The 17,654-nt window shown below is 48.2% G+C and carries 24 protein-coding genes; 2 read left to right on the forward strand and 22 right to left on the reverse strand.

Annotated features, from left to right (window positions below; translation table 11 throughout):
- Window positions 1-16: 16 nt before the first annotated feature.
- The 5 genes from hflC to gltX form a co-directional block, all read right to left on the reverse strand.
- Complete coding sequence (gene hflC / locus ASG34_RS00725; RefSeq protein WP_055825296.1) at window positions 17-886, reverse strand: protease modulator HflC; 870 nt, start codon at window positions 884-886, stop codon at window positions 17-19.
- Between the two features lie 22 nt (window positions 887-908).
- Window positions 909-2,099, reverse strand: coding sequence for an FtsH protease activity modulator HflK (gene hflK, locus ASG34_RS00730; protein WP_055825299.1), 1,191 nt, complete (start codon window positions 2,097-2,099; stop codon window positions 909-911).
- Window positions 2,100-2,125: 26 nt separating this feature from the next.
- Complete coding sequence (gene hflX / locus ASG34_RS00735; protein ID WP_055825302.1) at window positions 2,126-3,253, reverse strand: GTPase HflX; 1,128 nt, start codon at window positions 3,251-3,253, stop codon at window positions 2,126-2,128.
- Window positions 3,254-3,256: 3 nt separating this feature from the next.
- Entirely contained in the window at window positions 3,257-3,499 is a 243-nt protein-coding gene (hfq, locus tag ASG34_RS00740; protein WP_055825305.1) for an RNA chaperone Hfq, read from the reverse strand.
- 113 nt (window positions 3,500-3,612) lie between these two features.
- A complete protein-coding gene (gene gltX / locus ASG34_RS00745; protein ID WP_055825308.1) occupies window positions 3,613-5,019 on the reverse strand; it encodes a glutamate--tRNA ligase in 1,407 nt (468 codons plus the stop codon).
- Between the two features lie 116 nt (window positions 5,020-5,135).
- Here gltX and ASG34_RS00750 point away from each other — a divergent pair, with 116 nt between their 5' ends.
- Window positions 5,136-5,477: a hypothetical protein gene (locus ASG34_RS00750; RefSeq protein ID WP_055827187.1), complete on the forward strand. Its 342-nt coding sequence runs from the start codon at window positions 5,136-5,138 to the stop codon at window positions 5,475-5,477.
- Window positions 5,478-5,595: 118 nt separating this feature from the next.
- Here the strand turns inward: ASG34_RS00750 and rimO are convergent, their stop codons facing one another.
- The 6 genes from rimO to rluD form a co-directional block, all read right to left on the reverse strand.
- Window positions 5,596-6,930 carry a 30S ribosomal protein S12 methylthiotransferase RimO gene (gene rimO / locus ASG34_RS00755; RefSeq protein ID WP_055825312.1) on the reverse strand — a complete coding sequence of 445 codons (1,335 nt, stop codon included), beginning with the start codon at window positions 6,928-6,930 and terminating at the stop codon, window positions 5,596-5,598.
- A 12-nt stretch (window positions 6,931-6,942) separates the two neighbouring features.
- Window positions 6,943-7,875, reverse strand: coding sequence for a ZIP family metal transporter (locus ASG34_RS00760; protein ID WP_055825314.1), 933 nt, complete (start codon window positions 7,873-7,875; stop codon window positions 6,943-6,945).
- A 91-nt stretch (window positions 7,876-7,966) separates the two neighbouring features.
- Window positions 7,967-8,386, reverse strand: coding sequence for a hypothetical protein (locus ASG34_RS00765; RefSeq protein WP_055825317.1), 420 nt, complete (start codon window positions 8,384-8,386; stop codon window positions 7,967-7,969).
- Window positions 8,387-8,390: 4 nt separating this feature from the next.
- Window positions 8,391-9,044: an HAD family hydrolase gene (locus ASG34_RS00770; protein ID WP_055825320.1), complete on the reverse strand. Its 654-nt coding sequence runs from the start codon at window positions 9,042-9,044 to the stop codon at window positions 8,391-8,393.
- A gap of 77 nt (window positions 9,045-9,121) precedes the next feature.
- Window positions 9,122-9,853, reverse strand: coding sequence for a peptidoglycan editing factor PgeF (gene pgeF / locus ASG34_RS00775; RefSeq protein ID WP_088178510.1), 732 nt, complete (start codon window positions 9,851-9,853; stop codon window positions 9,122-9,124).
- A complete protein-coding gene (rluD, locus tag ASG34_RS00780; RefSeq protein WP_055825325.1) occupies window positions 9,843-10,973 on the reverse strand; it encodes a 23S rRNA pseudouridine(1911/1915/1917) synthase RluD in 1,131 nt (376 codons plus the stop codon). The genes pgeF and rluD overlap by 11 nt, the downstream gene beginning before the upstream one ends.
- Before the next feature lie 47 nt (window positions 10,974-11,020).
- Between rluD and ASG34_RS00785 the strand changes: the two genes are divergently transcribed.
- Complete coding sequence (locus ASG34_RS00785; protein ID WP_055825328.1) at window positions 11,021-11,857, forward strand: outer membrane protein assembly factor BamD; 837 nt, start codon at window positions 11,021-11,023, stop codon at window positions 11,855-11,857.
- 66 nt (window positions 11,858-11,923) lie between these two features.
- Here the strand turns inward: ASG34_RS00785 and ASG34_RS00790 are convergent, their stop codons facing one another.
- The 11 genes from ASG34_RS00790 to ASG34_RS00840 form a co-directional block, all read right to left on the reverse strand.
- Window positions 11,924-12,331: a hypothetical protein gene (locus ASG34_RS00790; protein WP_235559624.1), complete on the reverse strand. Its 408-nt coding sequence runs from the start codon at window positions 12,329-12,331 to the stop codon at window positions 11,924-11,926.
- A 47-nt stretch (window positions 12,332-12,378) separates the two neighbouring features.
- Window positions 12,379-12,759, reverse strand: a complete 381-nt coding sequence (locus tag ASG34_RS00795) for a YnfA family protein (RefSeq protein WP_200934418.1) — start codon at window positions 12,757-12,759, stop codon at window positions 12,379-12,381.
- The gene (locus ASG34_RS00800; RefSeq protein WP_055825334.1) at window positions 12,707-13,147 is read right to left on the reverse strand and encodes a thioesterase family protein; all 441 of its coding nucleotides are present in this window, start codon (window positions 13,145-13,147) and stop codon (window positions 12,707-12,709) included. Before ASG34_RS00800 ends, ASG34_RS00795 begins: the two co-directional genes overlap by 53 nt.
- A 5-nt stretch (window positions 13,148-13,152) precedes the next feature.
- Window positions 13,153-14,355, reverse strand: coding sequence for a PQQ-dependent sugar dehydrogenase (locus ASG34_RS00805; RefSeq protein WP_055825337.1), 1,203 nt, complete (start codon window positions 14,353-14,355; stop codon window positions 13,153-13,155).
- A gap of 192 nt (window positions 14,356-14,547) precedes the next feature.
- Entirely contained in the window at window positions 14,548-14,772 is a 225-nt protein-coding gene (locus ASG34_RS00810; protein WP_055825340.1) for a hypothetical protein, read from the reverse strand.
- A 134-nt stretch (window positions 14,773-14,906) separates the two neighbouring features.
- Complete coding sequence (locus ASG34_RS00815; RefSeq protein WP_055825343.1) at window positions 14,907-15,335, reverse strand: EamA family transporter; 429 nt, start codon at window positions 15,333-15,335, stop codon at window positions 14,907-14,909.
- Between the two features lie 17 nt (window positions 15,336-15,352).
- Entirely contained in the window at window positions 15,353-15,721 is a 369-nt protein-coding gene (locus ASG34_RS00820) for a VOC family protein (RefSeq protein ID WP_055825346.1), read from the reverse strand.
- Window positions 15,722-15,775: 54 nt separating this feature from the next.
- The gene (locus ASG34_RS00825) at window positions 15,776-16,138 is read right to left on the reverse strand and encodes an iron chaperone (protein WP_055825348.1); all 363 of its coding nucleotides are present in this window, start codon (window positions 16,136-16,138) and stop codon (window positions 15,776-15,778) included.
- Between the two features lie 18 nt (window positions 16,139-16,156).
- On the reverse strand, window positions 16,157-16,579 hold the full coding sequence (locus tag ASG34_RS00830; RefSeq protein WP_055825352.1) for a VOC family protein: 423 nt from the start codon (window positions 16,577-16,579) through the stop codon (window positions 16,157-16,159).
- 7 nt (window positions 16,580-16,586) lie between these two features.
- Complete coding sequence (locus tag ASG34_RS00835) at window positions 16,587-16,922, reverse strand: hypothetical protein (RefSeq protein ID WP_055827196.1); 336 nt, start codon at window positions 16,920-16,922, stop codon at window positions 16,587-16,589.
- Between the two features lie 157 nt (window positions 16,923-17,079).
- Window positions 17,080-17,559, reverse strand: coding sequence for a VOC family protein (locus ASG34_RS00840; protein ID WP_055825355.1), 480 nt, complete (start codon window positions 17,557-17,559; stop codon window positions 17,080-17,082).
- Between the last annotated feature and the right edge of the window lie 95 nt (window positions 17,560-17,654).

Below are 17,654 nucleotides of genomic sequence, written 5' to 3' on the forward strand. Positions count from 1 at the left end.
TTTGCAGATAGACTGATTATTTTTTACCGGAATTACGCATGTATTTAAAGAAGTCTGAACTCTGGTCGATCACCATTACGTCAGATTTACTTTTGAAGCTGTTTTTGTAAGCTTCCTGGCTACGGTAAAACGCGTAGAACTCAGGGTTTTTGCCATATGCCTGAGCATAAACCTCAGCCGCTTTGGCATCGCCCTCGCCTTTTACTTTTTGTGCCTCACGGTAGGCTTCTGCAATAATGACTTCACGCTGTCTGTCTGCATCGGCACGGATTTTCTCGGCTGCCGCAGAACCTTGCGAACGCAATTCGTTAGCCACAGATTTACGTTCGGCTTCCATTCGCTGGTAGACAGACTCGCTGACTTCTTTAGTCAGGTCAACCCGGCGCAAACGCACATCCAGAATCTGGATGCCCATCTGGCGGCTTTCCTTGTCAGCGCGTTCACGCAGAATATTCATGATCGTGGCACGTTCGCCAGAAACTACGTCGTGGATATTACGTTTACCAATTTCTGCACGTAAACCATCGTTGACCATTTGCGAAATACGACGCTCAGCCTGTAGTTCTTCACCTCGCACAGAGACATAGTATTTTGCCGGATCAATAATGCGCCACTTGATGAAAGAATCCACCAGCACGTTTTTCTTCTCGCTGGTAATAAAGCGGTCTGGCTCTTCCCAGTTCAGGGTAAGAATACGCTTATCGTAATAACGTATATTTTCCACCATCGGCATCTTGAAGTAGAGGCCAGGCTCCTTTTTTACCGATACGATTTCACCCAAACGGAACACTAAGGCAAACTCACGCTGATCTACGGTATACGCTGATGAGGTAATCACTACCAGCAATACAAATACCCCGATTAACACACTTCCAATATTTCTCATGTTCTTTTTCCTTCAGGGCAAACTAGCGATATTCACGATCACGGCTACGCATGGCATCGCGCGTGCGATCCAGAACACCGGCATCAGATGATTGTGAGGATTCTTGCGCCGGCTTTTCAGCTGCTGGTGCAGTATTACTACTGCCTCCCGCCCCGCTTGCGCCCATCAATTTATCCAACGGCAAATAAAGCAGGCTGTTGCCGCCTTTTTGGTCCACCAAAACTTTGCTGGTATTGGCCAGGATATGTTCTTGCGCATCGATATACAAACGTTGACGCGTCACTTCCGGCGCCTTATTGTACTGGGTCAAAATCTGCTCAAAGCGGTCGGCATTACCTTTGGCTTCATTTTCTACACGTAATTTATAACCAGAAGCTTCTTCAGACAAACGTGCAGCCGTTCCTCGCGCTTTAGGGATAACATCATTGGCGTAAGCCTGACCTTCATTCTTTTGGCGCTCAAGGTCTTGCTTGGCTTTCACTGCATCATCAAACGCAGCCTGTACCTGCTCGGGTGGCTGCGCATTTTGCATGGTGACATTCACCACGTGCACGCCGGATTTGTACCTATCCAGCATTTCCTGCATCAGCTTTTTCGCTTTGGCGGCAACTTCGTCACGGCCTTCATATAGGACGAAATCCATTTTGCTTTTACCGGCGATCTCGCGAATAGCAGTCTCCGCAATGCCGCGTACGCTTTCTTCAGTCGAACGATTGCTAAACTGGAAATCCTCTACAGATTTGAGGTTGTATTGAACGGCCACCTGCAGGTCAATAATGTTTTCATCATCGGTCAGCATCAAAGACTCGCGCGGCTCTTTACTACGGCCAGACTCACCTTCAAATGAACGATAGCCCAATTCGATGGTGCGCACTTGCTCTAGGTTTACATTTTCAACCGTTTCAATCGGGAAAGGCAGATGCCAGCGCGGCCCAGGCGTAGTCGTTTCTACATGTTTGCCAAAGCGCAACACTACACCGCGTGAACCCTGATCCACTATGTAAAAGCCTGAACCCAGCCAAATCAATGCCACCAAACCTAAAATCGGTGCAATTGGCAAAGGCTGTGGCGCAGGTGAGTTACCCTTAGGGCTACCCTGCCCGCCCTTACCACCGAACATACGATTCAGCTTTTGATTCAAATCTTTGAAAACCTCGTCCAGATCGGGCGGGCCCTCGTTATTCTTATTCCAAAAGCCTGGAAACTTTCTCATTCTCTACTCCGTGTTTTATTTTCCGGTTAAACGTAAGCACGCTCTTCCGTGCTCAGTTTCTTCAGATGTTGCTGATGTTCCAGCAATGCCTGACGTAAATCCTCGATACCAGTACCATCCATGGCTGAGACGCGTACTGTCCTGATATTACCATACTCGTCGCGGTCGATTCCCGGTGACATACCCATGCGATCAATCTGGTTCAGCACGACAATTTGCGTCACTTGCGAGGCACCAATCTCGTTCAGCACGATATTCACTTGCTCAATTTGATTGTCGCGATTAGGGCTGGCGACGTCCACAATATGCAGCAATAAATCTGCCTGTGAAGCTTCTTCAAGCGTGGCGCCAAAGGCTTCGATCAGCGTGGTGGGTAAATGTTTGATGAAACCAACCGTGTCAGAAAGCACGACGGGATATCCTTCCGGCAAATACATTTTGCGCGAAGTCGTGTCCAGTGTCGCAAATAGCTGGTCTGCTGCGTATACACCAGAATGTGTCAGCCGATTGAACAAGGTGGATTTACCGGCGTTGGTGTAGCCAACCAATGAAACCGTCATCAGGTTGGAACGCTTGCGCGCACGACGCTGCATGCCACGCTGCTGTTTGAGTTTTTCTAGCCTTTCACGCAACTGTTTGACACGGACCCGCAACATGCGCCTGTCCAGCTCAAGCTGCGTTTCACCAGGGCCGCCACGTACACCGATACCGCCCTTTTGACGCTCAAGGTGAGTCCAGCCGCGTACAAGCCTGGTAGATAAATGCTCTAACTGTGCCAGTTCCACCTGTAACTTACCTTCATGCGATTGCGCACGCTGGGCGAAAATATCAAGAATCAGCCCGGTACGGTCAACCACACGGGCTTCCAGAAACTTTTCAAGATTGCGTTGTTGCGATGGGCTGAGGTCGTGATTAAACGCAGCCACTTTACTTTCGTATGTGGCCATTAATGCTTTGAGTTCATCCGCTTTGCCCGACCCGATAAAAAACTTAGGGTCTGGCGACTGGCGTTTGCCTTCAAGCGTAGCAGAAATATTTAATCCGGCAGTACCGGCAAGGTGGCGGAGCTCTTGTAAACTTTCTTCGTAATCAGCATCACCAAAGTTGACACTGACCAGAACGACAGCATCTCCGCCGCTAGGTCTATCAAACATGCATTAAGATTCTTGTGCGGGCTCGTGTGACCCCAGGCTAACTGGACGGGCTGGTACGATGGTAGAGATAGCGTGCTTGTATACCATCTGGGTAACCGTGTTTTTCAGCAAAATAACATACTGATCAAACGAATCGACCTGGCCTTGTAATTTAATACCGTTTACGAGATAAATAGACACTTGTACGTGCTCTTTTCTTAAAGCATTCAGAAAAGGGTCCTGCAGCATTTGGCCTTTATTATTCATCGAGTTGCTCCTTCTTTGTTTTAATCATATATTGGAGTTTTTATTATGTAGAACACCAATCCCTATCAGTGACTATGATTGTACCAATTTGTTCCAATTTCAATGCTTCTGCTTTATTTTTTTGGGAATAAAGCGCGAATGCGTTGTAAACAGGTTTCTTTGCCTAGAATCGACATCACCTGATCAATACTCGGCGACTGTGCAATCCCGATTAAAGCCACCCGCAATGGCATGGCCAATTTGGGGAATTTAATCTGTTGCTCAGTGACGACCTGATTCAGGGCATCGTGTAAATTATCGGCAGTCCAGTCGGAATCTTTAACCTTTTCCAGAAAACTTTCAATGTAAGCAGCTGTTTCAGGCTGGATATGCTTGCTAGCATCCGCATCATTGATCGCTGGCATTTGGTAAAAGAAGAAGATCTCCTGTGCCAACTGATTCAGGTTATTCGTTCGTTCACGGTATAAATTCAGCACTGCCATTAAATCTGGCGATTGAGTCTCGCTGATACCCAACTTAGCCAGACGTGGCTTTACTTCAGCAGCAATCTGTTCCAACGGTAAAGTTTTAATGTAATGCGCATTTAACCAGTTTAGTTTTTCGGTATTAAATTGCGCGGCTGACGCTGTGATATGGTCAAGATCAAACCACTGGCAAAACTGTGCCATATCAAATACTTCATCGTCGCCATGTGACCAGCCCAAACGAGCAAGGTAATTCAATACCGCTTCGCGCAAATAACCATCATCATGGTATTGCATCACGCTGACGGCACCATGGCGTTTTGAGAGTTTTTGACCATCATCACCCAGAATCATGGACAAATGGGCATACTGTGGAACCTGCGCACCCAATGCCAGCAGCATATTGATCTGGCGTGGAGTGTTATTCACGTGATCATCGCCACGGATTACCTGCGTCACGCCCATTTCCCAGTCATCGACGACCACACAAAAATTGTACGTAGGCGTACCGTCGCCCCTGGCAATAATCAGGTCATCCAGTTCAGCATTAGCGATCTCTATGCGACCCTTGACCAAATCATCCCAGGCCACCACACCCTCTTGCGGGTTTTTAAAACGCACGACTGGTGGCACATCTTTTGGCGGCTCAGGCAACACTTTGCCTGGTTCAGGACGCCAGCGGCCATCGTAACGCGGCTTCAAGCCTTGTTGCATCTGGCTTTCACGCAGGGCATCCAGCTCCTCTTTGCTGCTGTAACAATAATAAGCCTGACCTGCATCCAGCATTTTCTGAATCATGGCCTTGTATGTATCCATGCGTTGCATCTGGTAGTAAGGACCTTCATCATGATCCAGCTGCAGCCAGGCCATGCCATCCAGAATCGCCTGCACAGCTTCAGGTGTAGAGCGTGCAACATCCGTATCTTCAATCCGCAGGATAAACTGGCCGCCATGGCGTTTGGCATAGGCCCAGGAAAATAATGCGGTACGTGCACCACCAATATGCAGGTAGCCGGTTGGGCTGGGTGCGAAACGGGTTTTAACAGCTTGTTGCATGATGACTCTCTAAATACTTAAGCGGCCTATTTTATCATGCTGACGCCGCTCATGCTGTGCCACAAACCTGGATTACTCAGATTGAAGCGCCGAAGCAAACGCGTTATCATGCGCTCATGATGCAGTCTATTTCTTCCAGCGGTGAGATTCATGTCGGCGAGCTTTATGGCAAACCCGCCATGTCTAGTCAAACCAGTGTGATTTATCATGTGATTGCCGTGCACAAGCAAGGCATCACCTTGCAAAATATGGATAACCCATTGAGCCAGTTTGAAACCACGGAACACAAGCTGCTGCAGTCAGGTTATGTCAGGCTAAGCCAGACGCCTTATGTGAACCTGGCACAAACGAATAAAAGTAAAAATATCCAATCCAAACTGAAACGCTGCCCTTTTACACTGGATATTTTTGCTGATCGGGCTGATTGCGAACGGCCTCAATTCAGCCAACCTGCATAATTTAAGAATAAAGTTATAACAAACTCCATAGCACTACTGGATTTAAGTCACGGCGTTAAGCCGGACTATCAAATAAAAAATGCCGCAATTTGCGGCATTTTTATTTCTATCCAGCTCATTAAAACCCAGGTGGTGCGCCTATCAGGTCATGCCCTTGTGCATCGACAATCTGTACATCGACAAAATCACCCGGGCTAATACCCTCAGCGTCCTGCAGGTAAACAATACCGTCAATTTCCGGCGCATCCGCTTTGGTGCGCGCAATGGCAATCACGTTGCCATCATCATCTTCAGTCAGTTCATCCACCAGCACAGTTTGCAGGCTACCCACTTTGGCAGCCACTTTGGCAGCACTGATACGTTCCTGCACTTCCATAAAGCGGCTCAGGCGCTCTTTCTTGATTTCTTCCGGCACCTGATGATCCAGTGCATTGGCGGTTGCGCCATCCACTGCGGAATAGGCAAAGCAACCGACGCGGTCCAGTTGTGCTTCTTCCATAAAGTCGAGCAGCATTTTAAAGTCGTCTTCAGTTTCGCCTGGGAAACCGACAATAAACGTACTGCGAATGGCAATCTCAGGGCAGGTTTCGCGCCAGGCTTTGATACGGGCCAGATTGTTTTCGCTACTGGCGGGGCGCTTCATCGCTTTAAGAATACGAGGGCTTGCGTGCTGTAACGGCACATCCAGGTAAGGCAGAATCGCGCCTTCTGCCATCAACGGAATCACTTCGTCCACATGCGGGTACGGGTACACATAATGCAAGCGTATCCATACACCCAATTCACCCAGCGCCTTGCTCAGCGCTGTCATATGCGTTTTAACCGGCCTGCCGTTCCAGAAGCCGCTACGGAATTTCATATCGACGCCGTACGCAGAAGTATCTTGCGAAATCACCAGGATTTCCGACACACCGGCATTGACCAGGTTTTCCGCTTCGTTCATCACATCGCCAATCGGGCGACTGACCAGATCACCACGCATGCTTGGAATAATGCAGAAACTGCAACGGTGGTTACAGCCTTCAGAAATTTTCAGGTAGGCATAATGCTTGGGTGTCAGGCGCACGCCTTGTGGCGGCACCAGATCAGTGTAGGGATCATGCGGCTTGGGTAAATGGGTGTGCACATGCCCCATGACCTCTTCCAGCGCATGCGGACCGGTGACTGCGAGTACGCTCGGGTGCGCGCCGGTAACGACGTCTTTTTTCGCACCCAGGCAACCGGTTACGATCACCTTGCCGTTTTTATTCAACGCTTCACCAATGGCATCCAGCGATTCCTGCACGGCGGAATCGATAAATCCGCATGTATTCACCACCACTAAATCGGATTGTTCATAACTGTTGCTGATCTGGTAACCCTCAGCGCGCAGCTGGGTCAATATACGCTCAGAGTCAGAGCCAGCCTTGGGGCAGCCCAGTGAAACAAAACCTACTTTAGGCATAGTCTGCATAAATTAAACCTTTTAACCTTCCACCAGGAACTTGGTAACCGCGACCGAAGCGACGCCTAATGTAATCAATAATAACTGTAATAACGTATCGCGCAAGGCGGTACGTTTGTGTAATCCGGGAATCAAATCTGCCACCGCCACGTACAACATGCTGGAAGCCGCCAGACTCAAAATGTAAGGCACCCAGTGCTCAACCATGGAAAGTCCAGCATAAGCGATTAAACCGCCAGCCAGTGTTGCCAGGCTGGAGCCGATATTAAACAGGAATGCTTTGCGCTTACTGTAGCCGGAATGCAGCAGAATCAGGAAATCCCCTACCTCTTGCGGAATCTCGTGCGCAATAATTGCAAGCGCAGTGACCAACCCCACCTGCATATCTACCATAAATGCAGCGCAGATCAATACGCCATCAACAAAGTTATGAAAGGTATCGCCTATCATAATCATCATGCCGCTACGGCCCTGATCGTGATGGTGATGATGACCTAACACCTGTGATGATTCGGGTAGCACGGGCCTGAATTTGATAGCCCCTTGCGGAGGTTTTACTTTGTGTTCCTTGCCTGACCCTGAAGAGAGCTCCGGACAATGAGCTTCATCGTGCATGGCATGCATTTCGCAATGCTCGCCATGACAGTGGCGCCAAAGCACCAGTTTTTCCAGCGCAAAAAACAGCAAAATCCCAAACAGCATGGTGGCAGTCATCGCCTCTATATTCGGGCTGGTTTCAATCGCGTGAGGTAATATTTCCAGGAATACTGCCGCCAGCAAGGCACCGATAGCATAGCTGACCAGCAAAGGTACCCAATGTTTTCTGGCATTCAGTGCAAACACCGCCGCAATCGACACACTTAAAACGCCACCCGCCAGGCAAGCCAGAATCAGGCCAGTCAGTGGGGAAATGGTCGCTAGCACCGCGGTTAATGATGTCGGGAAATTAATCATGCATAGTTTGTGGAAATGAGGCGCGCATTATACGTGAGTTATGGCAAAAATGAGCATAAACAATTAGTTATCCTCTATGCAGGCTTTCAGATCAGATGAATTGCGCAATCACGTAACCAATCACAATCCCTAACATTAAGGCCACGGTTAAGCCGCGGTAAGTCAGTACATCTTTTGAATATCCACGCCGGATAGCTATAAACGAAACCAGATAGCCGAGTGCATTCAACAACCAGATAAAACCAAAGCTTAATACTTTGACGATGATGGGACCAATCACCGGTAACAAACCGATTAATCCGACTATCCACACAAATGCACCAGAAACAAAGCCTACCAGCAATGCCACGCCGGCCAGCATTTTGACATCCCACTGATGTTGCAGGCCCCAGTAAAGAAAAACAACCGTCAATATGGTGACTGGCAACATGACTTTCCAGTCTTGCCATCGCCATGAAGCTGCACTGTCTACAGGTTTGGCCGAAGGACGTCGAAGTCTGTTCTTGACCATGGCCCTATCCTTTTAAGTCGGCAATGGTGGTTGCCAGTGCATCCACTTGCGAACAGCGGTGCCAATGCGGTTTTTTTTGTGAGGCATCTGCGGCATAGCCCCAGGTCACCAGCACAAAATCCATATTGTGCGCATCTGCGGCCAGGCCATCTTCCAGCCGGTCGCCGATATACAGGCATTCCTCAATCGGCAATGCCAGGTCCTGCACAATACGGCCAACCATATCCGCTTTGCGACTTAGTGCAGGCTGAAAATAATCCAGGGCATACACACCCTGGAAAAACTGATCCCACTGCAAATGCCTGACAATTTTTTCGGTAGGGAATAATCGCTTATTGGTGGCGATGTATAACTTGTAGCCAGCCTGATGCAGTTGCTGCAACATCTCTGCCACACCATCAAACACAACCGATTTCAGGTAGCCGCTTGAGTCATAGTGTTCTTTAAACACCTTTGCCAGTGATTGCAATAATGCATCATCGTCTTGGCCGGAAAGCAATTGAAGGCTTTCAATCAGTGGCGGGCCAATCACATCATTGCTTAATGGCATTTTTAAAGGCGTCGCTGTGCTTTTGAATGCATGGGCATAGCCTTCCAGGATACTGGGGGCAGAATCGATCAAAGTGCCGTCCAGATCAAAAATCAGGTGTTTTTTCATGAGGTGCTTTATCTAAAAAAAAGTCGCATTGTTACGACTTGTATTGCGAGTAATGGCTATGTGGCAAAGCTGGGAGATTATTCCAGCCAGATGAAAGTCGCCATGCGCCCGGTATCCCCATCACGCCTGAAGCTAAAGAAAGATTCAGGTTCACTATAGGTGCATCTTCCGCCACCATAAATACGGGTAATTCCTGAACTCTGCAAACGTTGCCTGGCGATGGTATACAAATCACCCAGCCATTTATTGCCATGAGGACGGAATGCAGCTTCTGATTGCGCGTCCTGCACTATAAATTGTTGCCGTACTTCACCGCCGACTTCAAAGGCTTCCGGACCGATTGCAGGGCCTAGCCATGCCATTAAATGACTTGCCTCACCTGGCATCACTTCAACGGCAGCTTTAATGACACCATCACAAAGACTGCGCCAGCCGGCATGGATGGCGGCAACGACAGTGCCAGCTTCATCACAAAGCAACACCGGCAGACAATCTGCGGTCATGGTCACGCAAACGACTTCTTTGCGCGTTGAAAAACTGGCATCAGCAGTTTCAAGGCAACTCGAAGTACTGGCATCAATTACGCGTATGCCATGCACCTGCTGCAGCCAGACCGGTTCCGTCGGTAAAAACGGGCTTAATGACTGGCGGTTGTGCGCCACGTGTAATGGATTATCTTTAACATGATCACCCAGGTTCAGGCTGGCGTAGCTGCCGGTGCTGATACCCCCTGCCCGCGTCGTTTGTAACGCTTTAACGTTCGCAGGCGCAGGCCAATCTGGAATGATAAATTCGGGTTTATGCATCATCCTCGTCCGCTATCAGCGCTTCATCATCCCACTCTTCACTATCTTCCAGGTCGTCCTCAAGATCTTCATCGCCCCAGTCTTCATCATCGTTACCAATAAACAATCCGTTTTCGTCAACATTGAGGTCAACTGGTGATAAGGGTTCATCTGGCACTTCGGTGGCACGCATGGCCTCGAGCAAAGCACGCATATCATCCGCCAGCTCAATTTGCCACTCCATGTGTTCATTGGTTACCGGATGTGTCAGACCCAGTTTAATGGCATGCAGGGCCTGGCGTTTGAAATCGCCAATCACCGCACGCAATTCTGCAGACATCATTTTATGCGGGATGATATTGCCGATGCCGTACAAGGGATCGCCCACCATGGGCGCTTTTAAATGCTGTAAATGCACGCGGATCTGGTGCGTGCGCCCGGTTTCTAGATTGCAGCGCAGATAGGTATTGGTCCCAAAACGTTCCAATACCTGGTAATGCGTTACAGCAGACTTACCGCGGCGTATCACCGCCATCTTGACGCGCTGGTGTGGATGGCGCCCTATGGGCTGATCTACTTTGCCGTTGCGCCAGAGCTGGCCCCAGACAATCGCACGGTATTCACGCTTGACCGTATGCGCCTGTAACTGGCGCACCAGGCTGGTTTGCGCCTCTAGTGTTTTCGCCACGACCAGCAAGCCGCTGGTATCTTTATCCAGCCGGTGCACAATACCAGCACGTGGCACCTCTTTAAGTTGCGGCCGGTGGAACAGTAGAGCATTCAGTAAGGTGCCGCTCCAGTTCCCTGCAGCAGGATGCACCACCAGTCCGGCTGGCTTGTTGATCACAATCAGTGCATCATCTTCATAAACAATATCCAGCGGAATATCTTCGGGTTCAAATGCGTTGTCTTGCACGTTCACTGGTGGCGTGACGGTAATGCTCTCGCCTCCCCACACTTTGGTTTTGGCGGTTGGTGCTTTGTCATCAAGTAGCACCAGGCCTTCTTTGATCCAGCCTTGTAACCGGCTACGTGAATGGTCAGGCAGCATTTGCTGCAACACCAGATCCAGCCGCTGCCCACCAAGGTTGGTAGGCACGACCAGCTGTAAGGAAGCGCTTTCTTTCATATTTTCAAACGGCATCAGTTATAATGCCCTGAGTTTCCTTATATATAACGATATTGAACAACATGCTTCGCATTTTACCGCTTAACGCCCTGCTCACGCGTGCTTTTATTTTCATCGCCGCGCTTACCTTAAGCGCTTGCGCTATTTTTGGTGATCCCAATCCGCTTGATGAAACAAAAGGCTGGCCTGAGCAACGCCTGTACGCCGCCGGCCAAGAAAAAATGGTGGATAAAAACTACGATAAGGCGATCGAGTACTTCCAAAAGCTGGAAGCGCGTTATCCGCACGGTGCTTATGCCACCCAGGCACAACTTGAAGTGGCCTATGCTTATTACAAGAAAAGCGAACCGGTGTTATGCCTTTCTGCCGTTGACCGCTTTATCAAACTGCACCCGAACCACCCTAACCTCGACTATGCCTATTACCTGAAAGGCCTGGCCACCTTTAACGAACGCGGCGTTATCGAAAAATACACCAAACAGGAAATCAATGATCGCGACCCGAAAACATTGCGCGTGTCATTCAATGCGTTTAAGGAACTGGTCGAACGCTTTCCCAATAGCCGCTATGTGAAAGATGCCACGCAGCGTATGATTTTCCTGGTCAATACACTGGCTATGCATGAGATGCACGTAGCCCGTTATTACATGCAACGTAAAGCGTATGTCGCAGCGGTTAACCGCACCAAATATGTATTGGAAACCTATCCTAACTCAAGTGCTGTTGAAGAAGCACTGGTAACGATGATCAGCGCTTACGACGCTATGGGCCTCGATGACCTTAAAGAGGACACCTTGCGTGTACTCAAAACAAACTATCCGGAAAATCCTATGATTACCGGAAAAATCAACGAAGACGAAAAAGTCTGGTGGAAATTCTGGGAAAGCCTGTACCAGTAATTGATTAAAGTCTCGCCGGATACCGAAAAGCGCCAATCTTATGGCGCTTTTTTGTTTGGTAGTGACTCAAACCTTTTTATGGGTGTTGGTCTTTGCTACCAGTGCATCCATCGCGAAAGCTTCCAGCTCAAAAGGATTGTCATAATAAATATGCCGCCCTCTCAACCCCTGCCAAAGTCCCGCTAACAAATAAGCCGGGATAAACAGAATCCCCCAACGTTCAGCCTGCCGCACATGTACATGTTCATGCGGACGTAGCTGCTCAAGCCTTGTGGCTGAGAAACCCAATATTACATGCCCAAGCGTCATCGCCGCGAATCCGCGACGCATCATCCAGTATGCGAACCTGCCGCCATGCACCTCAACTACACCATGTGCAAGACGCGCTTTTGCGCCAAATAACATCCAGACTCCTGCAGCCAGCATACCGATCAGCGTGGTAGGTAACGTCCATAAAAGAATAAGTAAGCGCAAAATTTATTATCTTAAATATAACTAGCAGCCTGGTGGAGAAATTGACTTCAGAGTTGTCTTGGTGAAAACATAATGATAGCCATTCCCAACATTGCTACACCGGCACCGACAATATCCCACCCGGTCGGACGTATACCTTCTACCAGCCACAGCCAGATGATTGCCACGCCAATATAAACGCCGCCATAAGCCGCGTAGATACGTCCAGCTGCCGCAGGATGCAATGTCAGTAGCCACGCAAACACCGCCAGGCTAATGCCTGCAGGCACCAGCAACCACATGCTTTTTCCCTCTTTCAACCAGAGATAAGGCAGATAGCATCCTACAATTTCAGTCACTGCGGTCAGTGCAAACAACAAAAATGTTTTAATCAACTTATGCCTTATTGGTTTGATGCAGCAAAGCTTTCTTGGCTGCAACTTTCGCATCAAATTTGTCTTTGAGAACCACGAAACGCTCATGGGTGCCTGTAGCAATCAGGTCAATGTCATCGTGCGCTTCTACCTTGAATACTAATTTTCGATCATTTATTTCGATGAGCTCAACAGTAGCAGTGACGGTTAATCCAGGTGGCGTAGGCGACTGATGACTGACATTGATATGCGTGCCCACAGTTTGCTCATGTGGCTGATCAAGATAAGGCTGTATCGCCTTGATACATGCCCATTCCAGAAAGCCAACCATAAAACCTGTTGCAAACACTTCCGGCATCACCTGAAACTCTTCGGATTCCGGGTATAACGCCGGAACAGTTTTTGAAACAGGTACCAGGAACTGGTGCTGATATCTCAGGCCAGGTTGCAGCGCAGCATCCATAAAAATTACTCCTGCTCTGAAATAAGCAATTGATTATGGTCAGTTTTCAAGTAAAAAGTGCCGTTAGCATCAATCTGGATGGCTCGTATTCGGTAATCACTTAATACCGGCTCTGCATATACTAGCGTCGTGCCTTCACGGCGAACGCGGTACAAAGTGGTATTCCCCATACCGGCGACAAAAAAATCGTTATCCCAGAAATCGTTGCGACCGGTTTTCGGATATTTTGCGAGTGGGCCGATCCCAATCGAAGGCACAAATGTCATCAGCGGCTTCTCATGTCCCTCGTGGCTATTAAATTTGTTGCCGTAGTAGCCACTCATGCCATCACGCTCATAAATCGTGCCATAGCTGACTATTGGCCAGCCGTAGTTTTTGCCACGCTTGATCAGGTTGATCTCATCCCCACCACGCGGACCGTGATCGGTTAACCACAACTCATTACTTTCCCTGTCGTAAAACAGGCCGCCTGAAGGTGAGCGGAAACCGGTGGCATATACTTCTGTATTCAAACGCTGCAAGTCAATACGCATGACTTTACCAAGAGAAGTAGTTTTGTCCTGCACGCGGTCAGGTTTGGAAAAATCACCTATGCTTAAGTACAAGGTACGTTCATTTTCCCCCAACACCAGCTTGCCCCCCACCTGGTGACCGAGAATCGGTTCTTTAATGGCTGGTCGGCTGATATAAATCTCGCGGTCAAAGCTAACCTCGCTATTTTCAACATCCACCGCAAACTCGCTCACTGCCAGGCGCACACCGTTGGTTACTTCATCCCAGGCCGTATAGGCGACATAGAGGGTTTTGCCAATCAGCAGTGAGTCTTTGACGCCAGAAAGCTCTTTGCAATAAACGAGTTGCTTGCTGCTGCTCTCATCTGCCGAAGTATCACCGCCAGGTATAAATTTTGCCAATTGCTTGCCGGGCTTAACCAGCTCCATGGTTTCATTCTGGCGAACAAAATATACATCACCACACTTGCTGATAAACAAAAATAAATGTTTATCCAGGCGCTCAAACGGTCCACTTGGATATTGGTCTTCAAAAGGGAGCTTATAAACTTTTAGGGGTTGTGTGCCAAACACCGAGCTGATTCTTGGTGGCTCAGGCTCTTTGTTAGCATCTTTATCCGCTTGCGCAGCTTCACTGCCGGATAGCAGTAATCTTGGCACCACATCATCAGCAGCCTGTACATTCGGTGCAAGCATATTCAAGCTGAGTATCAGCCAACAGAGGGTAAATAATGTGGATTTTAAAAGTGGTCGGATTAACAATCGATGAGGTTGATAAAGCAAAACAAGGTTCTCCATTCTTATACTTACATACGAGTCGCAAGCACAGAAAAAAGTTTATAAAACGATTATATAAATTTTAAATTTACTACATAAATCAATAATATATTATTTTTTATTCATCCAATTTGTAATCATTATTTTCAGTAATAATGCAGCAATCATCACTGCCCATGCCACTAGTGTCAGTTTAATAAATACTGCAAAAGTATCCTGCTGGCAAACTTCAGCCAATAAGGGGTTAACAGTATCACAGCCAAAAGCCATTACCGCAAATGCAAAACCTGGCCCAAGGTGCAAAACGGCCAGGCCGTAAATCAATCCACGTAACATATGTTATTCCATGACAATGTTGCCATTAATTCCAGTTATCGATTTTGACATCGTCGCAAACTTTTGCTTGTGTGGCTTTGATGCTTACTCTATGAAAAATATCTGCAATACCGTCTACCAATACACTCAACAGCTTAACGTTTAAACGCCAGCACCAGTACCCCCATAGCTACCAACGCGACACCTAGCCAATCTCGCGCAGAAAGGCGTTCGCCCAAGAACAGGAAGGCAAATAACGCGACCAGCACCAGGCTGAATTTATCGACTGGCGCCACTTTCGAAGCTTCGCCCAATTGCAGTGCGCGAAAGTAACATATCCAAGAGGCTCCTGTCGCGACAGCGGATAAGCCTATGAATAATAATGAGCGCGCCGGCATGGTGAACGGATTGCTCCATTTACCTGCAAACCAGACAAAGGGTGCAAGCACGGCGGTGATGACCAGCGTGCGGATCAAAGTAGCCAAATCAGAATCAACGCCGGTGATACCGATTTTAGCAAAAATAGCTGTGAGGGCCGCAAAGCAGGCTGAAAGTGCTGCCCAGAAAAACCAGTCATTGATCATCACACTGCCCTTGTTTGCTAATCAACATTCTGACCAATGCGCCACAGCACACCTGAAGGATCGGTGATACAAAAATCGCGCATTTTCCATGGCTGTAGTTCTATCGGCCAAAGTTTTACGCCGTATTTATTGACCACACCGCTTTTCTCTACTTTCTGCCACCATGCGTCAACGTCTTCCACCAGCAGATGCATCATGAAATTTTCGGCAAAACCCTCAGCACAAAAATTTTGCAGTAAAAAACTCGAATTCCCAAAGTGGAAATAAGCGATACCGCCACCTTCTGAGGCCATGGTGAACCCAATGTCCTGATAAAACTGCCTGGATAATTCAAAGTCTTTGGCCGGAACGAATGCCTTGATTTCTGTAACTTTCAGGTTTGTCATGATGAGGTGAGCCTATCTAGTGAATTGCTTGTATGACTCAAGTATAAATCAAGCTCATCCCTTGCGTGTACCTGCCTCATATTCAAGGTACAAAGCCATGGCTACCTGCCCTATCAACTCCAGCGGCAAAGGCTGATCGAGTGGAAAGGATAAATTGCCTTTTTTGCCACGGTAGGGTTGCAATACATTGATTAATGCTAAATCCTTGGTGACAGGAGGATAGATGCCGATGTGTTGCTTGAATGCTGCGAAATAGAAAAATACATGTTGATTGGCGCGGAATGCAGGTATTTGATAACTGATACAACGCATTGCTTCCGGTAGCAAGGTCTCGACTTTTTCCTGGATAGAAAGCATTAAAGCCTGAATCTCAGGACTCAGGCTTTTGATATATTCCTCATGTGCGCTAAATGCCAAAGATGGCTCCTGGAAAGTTTAAGCTTCAATTTGCCAATCAGGATTCCAGACCACTTCCCAAAGATGTCCATCCGGGTCTTGAAAGTAGCCACCATAGCCACCCCAGAAAGTATCCTGTGCAGGCTTGGTGATGGATGCACCGCTTTTGCTGGCTTGCGCCATAACTTCATCAACCTCTGCTTTTGAACCGACGTTGTGTGCAATCGCAAAGCTAGTCGGGCTTGAAGGTAAAACTGGCAGCTTTGTATCATGTGCAAGGCTGTCCCGCGGCCAGAGTGCCAGCTTCAAGCCACCTTTCAGTTCAAAAAACACCACGGCACCATGTTCAAACTCTGTTCCCATGATCCCTTCAGTCGCTAACCCCATGCCATCGCGATAAAACCTGAGCGAGGCTTCCAGGTTATCTACGCCTAGCGTAATCATGGCAATCGAAGGTTTCATCGTTTACTTATCTGGTCAGGATGTATACGCATGTTGAAACGGCAGCGATAGACAAGCCAAAAGAAACAAACAGCATGGTTTTATAAGCGGCTACCTGTTTGTTTGCCACTTGTGCAGCCGCTTCAATTTGCTGGATAGCCTGCTGCATTTTCTCGGCCAGCACATGTATTGATTCTGCATTCTGCACAGCCGCAGCCTGAAGCTCTTGAATTTGCTTGGCCAGCAAAGGGTCAACCTTGGCAGCCGCTTCAGATTTGGAAGTAAAGGCAGGCACAGCAGAAGTGGCTACTTGCGCGATATACGGCGCCAACGCCTTGATAATAGGTAAAAACTGAATTGCCATAATAACCTCGCCAACATTATTTAACTTTGTCTGCATAGTACGGGCTGAATGCCTATACGTCCACTCTTGATAGCGAAACAGGTAGGTTGCGGAGTTTCAAATTGCTCCACTCTATTCGACAAAGTTATCTCTATCCTCAAGTAAGCTGAGAGTGATATCAACCGCGGCGAGCTGCTTCAATAGTGGCGATATCAATCTTTTGCATCTGCATCATCGCTTCGAAAGCACGTTTGGCCGCAGCACGGTCCGGATCGGTAATTGCAGCCACTAATGCGCGTGGCGTGATTTGCCACGAAATCCCCCACTTGTCCTTACACCAGCCACAGTCGCTTTCTTCGCCTCCATTATCCACAATCGCGCTCCATAAACGATCAGTTTCGGCCTGATCATCAGTAGCTACCTGAAAAGAGAAGGCTTCATTATGTTTAAAGACCGGGCCGCCATTTAATCCAAGGCAAGGAATACCTATTACCGTAAACTCAACCGTCAATGCATCACCTTGTTTGCCTGAAGGGTAATCGCCAGGCGCATAATGTACCGCACCCACCGTGCTATCAGGGAAAGTGGCGGCATAAAACGTTGCCGCTTCCAATGCATCGCCATCGAACCATAGACAAATTGTGTTTTTTGCAGCCATATCTCCTCCGCCGTGACCTTTAATAGTGCTGAGATTGGATCATAAATTAGTCATTAATGATGACAAAAAAATTTCAAAGCTGGTTCAATTGATGA

Source organism: Methylophilus sp. Leaf416, from assembly GCF_001424665.1.
Taxonomy (GTDB): domain Bacteria; phylum Pseudomonadota; class Gammaproteobacteria; order Burkholderiales; family Methylophilaceae; genus Methylophilus.